The following is a 3,610-nucleotide window of genomic DNA, read 5'->3' as shown; positions in this document are numbered from 1 at the left end:
GGCGATAATCGTATGAGTGACTATCTCTGACACGCGCTGTGCGCAGCCTTCTTCTCGGTCAATAGCCAGCACCTCATGTCCCAGCGCATACAATTCTTCCGCCACAGCGGTTCCAAATCTGCCCAAACCAATGACAACAAAAGATTTCATGTGAACTCCTTATCCTACGATGACTTTGCTTTCCGGATACCGGATTTTCGGCTCAAAAATGCGCCGCATAAACACAGCGGCTCCCAATGTCAGAATGCCGATGCGTCCCAAATACATCTCCAAAATCAACCAGCATTTGGATACTACACCCAACGTCGGTGTTAAATTTTCCGACAGTCCTGTCGTGCTGAAAGCGGAAACCGTCTCATACAAGGCGCGTCCCACAGAGACATTATCCGCCATGTACAAGATAAAGCTTCCCGTCAAAATCAAGCCCAGGGCAGCCATCACCAACGCGACGGCCTGCATAACCAATCGTTCTTCAATCCGTCTGTGAAAGACGGTGATATCCCGTCTGCTGCGCAGCACGCTCCACGCCGCCAATATCAGCACCGCAACAGAAGTCGTCTTGATGCCGCCCGCCGTGGAACCCGAGGATCCGCCGACAAACATCAGCAAAATACAGATGACAGCGGTACCGCTGCGCAGCGCCCCCTGATCAATGGTATTAAATCCGGCAGTTCGGCAGGTTGTTGCCTGAAACAGCGATGCCAGCACACGATTTCCGACCGGCATATTCCCCAATGTCTGCGGATTGCTGTATTCCAGTACAAATATTGCCAAGGTACCGCCAACCAAGAGCAATGCCGTCATAATCAGTACCAACCGCGTGTGTACGGACAGGCGATTCCATTTGCGATTGGCGCGCAAATCGCGCCAGACGAGAAAACCCAATCCGCCCATGACAATCAATGCAATAATCACGAGATTGACGAGCGGGTCTTGCGCATAGTCGCTCAAATTAGAGAATGCCTCTCTCTGTCTCATCAAATCAAAACCTGCATTGCAAAACGCAGAGACCGCGTGAAAGAACGCCTTCCACAAGCCTTCTGCAATACCAAACTGCGGAATAAACCGAATGGAAAGCAAAGCGGTTCCCGCCAATTCTATTGCGGCCGTAAACAGCATCACTTCCCGCATCAAGCGGACAATTCCCGATATATCATCCAGACTGAGCGACGCAGACATTTCCAATCGTTCCCGCATGGTAATCGTCCGTCCCATAAAGAAGGACACCAATGCCGTCACCGACATAACGCCCAAGCCGCCGATTTGAATCAAACCTAAAACAACAATCTGTCCGAATACCGTCCAGTGCTGCCACGTATCTACCACAACAAGCCCCGTCACACAGGTTGCGCTTGTCGCAGTAAACAAGCAGTCAACAAACGCTGTCACGCTGTGATCCCGCGCCGCAATTGGGAGATGCAGCAGGCAGGCACCGAACAGGATGACAAATAGAAAACCAAGTAAAATGGTGCGTCCGGGGCGCGCAGCCCGTCGATGACCCCGTTGCATCGGAAAAATATTTTGCATGATACGCCTCTTTATGTAATATGGCAAAAGCCTGAGCAGCAGACTGGCAGCTCCTCAGGCTTTCCGTATTCCATTAGTCCAGCGGCTTCATGGTCGGGAACAACAGGACATCGCGAATGGATGCGCTGTCGGTCAGGAACATAACCAGACGGTCAATGCCCATGCCCATGCCGCCCGTTGGCGGCATACCATATTCCAGAGCGCGCAGGAAGTCTTCGTCCATCATGTTCGCTTCGTCATCACCTGCATTGCGCAGCTCTACCTGACGCTCGAAGCGGCCTCTCTGATCAACCGGATCATTCAGCTCGGAGAATGCATTGCACAGCTCGCGGCCGTATACAAAGCACTCGAAGCGCTCGGTCAGGCGCGGGTCAGATGCCTTGCGCTTTGCCAGCGGAGAAATTTCTACCGGATAATCCGTGATAAAGGTCGGCTGAATCAGATTTTCTTCTACGGTTGCATCGTAAACCATAGCGAGCAAATCGCCCCAGCTCTCCTTGTTCTTGTCGATCTCATAGCCAGCCTTCTTGCAAGCCTCCAGAGCCTGCTCGCCGTCCATCGCCATGAAGTCCATGCCGGAGTACTGCTTAACAGCCTCTGCCATGGTCATGCGCTTCCAGCCCTTGGAGAAGTCCAGCTCGGTGCCCTGATACATCACCTTGGTTGTGCCCAGAACCTTCTCGCAGCAGTGGATGACCATGTTCTCGGTCAGATCCATCATGCCGTGATAGTCCGTGTATGCCTGATAAATCTCAATGGTGGTGAACTCCGGATTGTGCTTGGTGTCCATGCCCTCGTTGCGGAAGATACGACCGATTTCATACACGCGCTCCATGCCGCCGACAATCAGACGCTTCAGATGCAGCTCGGTCGCGATGCGCATGTACATGTCGATGTCCAGTGCGTTGTGGTGCGTGATAAACGGACGCGCAGCAGCACCGCCCGGAATGGTGTTCAGGCACGGGGTCTCTACTTCCATAAAGCCCTGACCGTCAAAGAAGTTGCGGATTTCGCGAACAATCTTGGAGCGGTTCTCAAAGGTGCGGCGCACTTCCGGGTTGACAATCAAGTCAACATAGCGGCGGCGATAGCGAATATCGGTGTCCTTCAGACCGTGCCACTTCTCCGGCAGCGGACGCAGGGACTTTGCCAACAGCTGAAGCTTGTCTACGCGGACAGAGATCTCTCCCTTCTGGGTGCGGAATACTTCGCCTTCGATGCCAATGATGTCGCCGATGTCATACTTCTTAAACTGCTTGTACTCTTCGGTGCCCAGCAGGTCGCGCTTGACGCACAGCTGGATGCGGCCGTAACGGTCGGTAATGTCCGAGAAGGTCAGCTTGCCCATGATGCGCTTGCTCATCATGCGGCCTGCCAGACGGACGATCTTGCCCTCCATCTCATCGAAGTTCTCGGTGATGTCTGTAGTATAGTTGGTGCGGTCAAAGCGAACTTCCGTAAACGGATCCTTGCCCTCTTCCTGCATTGCCTGCAACTTGGCAGTGCGGATCTCGTACTCTTCGGATTCCGAGCGGACCGGCTTTGCGTTCTTCGGCTTGCTCTGTTCAGCAGCTGCGTTCTGATCCATGTTTTTCCTCCTAATTATAATGCAAAAGGACTGTCCGCCATCCGTTCCGGCGTGGCAGACAGCCTGTTGTTGGTTCTTGTTTACTTCTGGATGTCGGTGATGCGGAACTTGACAACGCTGTCGTTCGGTGCTTCCACTTCTACCACTTCGCCGATCTTGTGACCCAGAACAGCCTTGCCTACCGGAGACTCATCGGAAATCAGACCTGCCATCGGGTCTGCTTCCTGCGAACCAACGATGCGGTACTGCTCTTCATCGCCGAATTCCAGATCTTCGATCTTGAAGGTGCATCCCGGAGATACCTCGTCTGCTGCGTACTCATCCGCTGCGATGATAACAGCCTTGGAAATCATGGTCTCCAGCTCCAGAATACGGGAGTTTACCTTGCCCTGCTCATCCTTTGCTGCATGATACTCTGCGTTCTCGGAAAGGTCGCCGAAAGAAAGGGCTTCCTTGATCTGCGCGGTGATCTCACGCATACGGACGGTGCTGAGG

Annotated in this window: 4 protein-coding genes; all 4 read right to left on the bottom strand. The window is 53.4% G+C overall.

Annotated elements, in window-relative coordinates; all coding sequences use genetic code 11:
- Positions 1-150, bottom strand: a 150-nt coding sequence (locus ACR0P9_RS09185; RefSeq protein WP_432619433.1) for an NAD-binding protein, incomplete at its 3' end; no start/stop codon positions are given.
- 9 nt (positions 151-159) lie between these two features.
- A complete protein-coding gene (locus ACR0P9_RS09180) occupies positions 160-1,527 on the bottom strand; it encodes a TrkH family potassium uptake protein (protein WP_432619431.1) in 1,368 nt (455 codons plus the stop codon).
- A 73-nt stretch (positions 1,528-1,600) separates the two neighbouring features.
- Positions 1,601-3,115 (bottom strand): lysine--tRNA ligase, encoded by a 1,515-nt coding sequence (gene lysS / locus ACR0P9_RS09175; RefSeq protein ID WP_432619429.1) that lies wholly within the window; start codon positions 3,113-3,115, stop codon positions 1,601-1,603.
- 80 nt (positions 3,116-3,195) lie between these two features.
- On the bottom strand, positions 3,196-3,610 hold a 415-nt coding region (gene greA / locus ACR0P9_RS09170; RefSeq protein ID WP_432619427.1), incomplete at its 5' end, for a transcription elongation factor GreA.

Source organism: Butyricicoccus sp. (assembly GCF_050872565.1).
Classification (GTDB): Bacteria; Bacillota; Clostridia; order Oscillospirales; family Butyricicoccaceae; genus Butyricicoccus_A.
Note: the sequence above shows the minus strand (reverse complement) of the source record. Positions and strands in the feature narration are given on the sequence as shown.

Excerpts from the sequence above, each read along its gene's own strand:
- ACR0P9_RS09180 (WP_432619431.1), bottom strand. The coding sequence starts at position 1,527 with ATGCAAAATATTTTTCCGATGCAACGGGGTCATCGACGGGCTGCGCGC.
- lysS (WP_432619429.1), bottom strand. The coding sequence starts at position 3,115 with ATGGATCAGAACGCAGCTGCTGAACAGAGCAAGCCGAAGAACGCAAAG.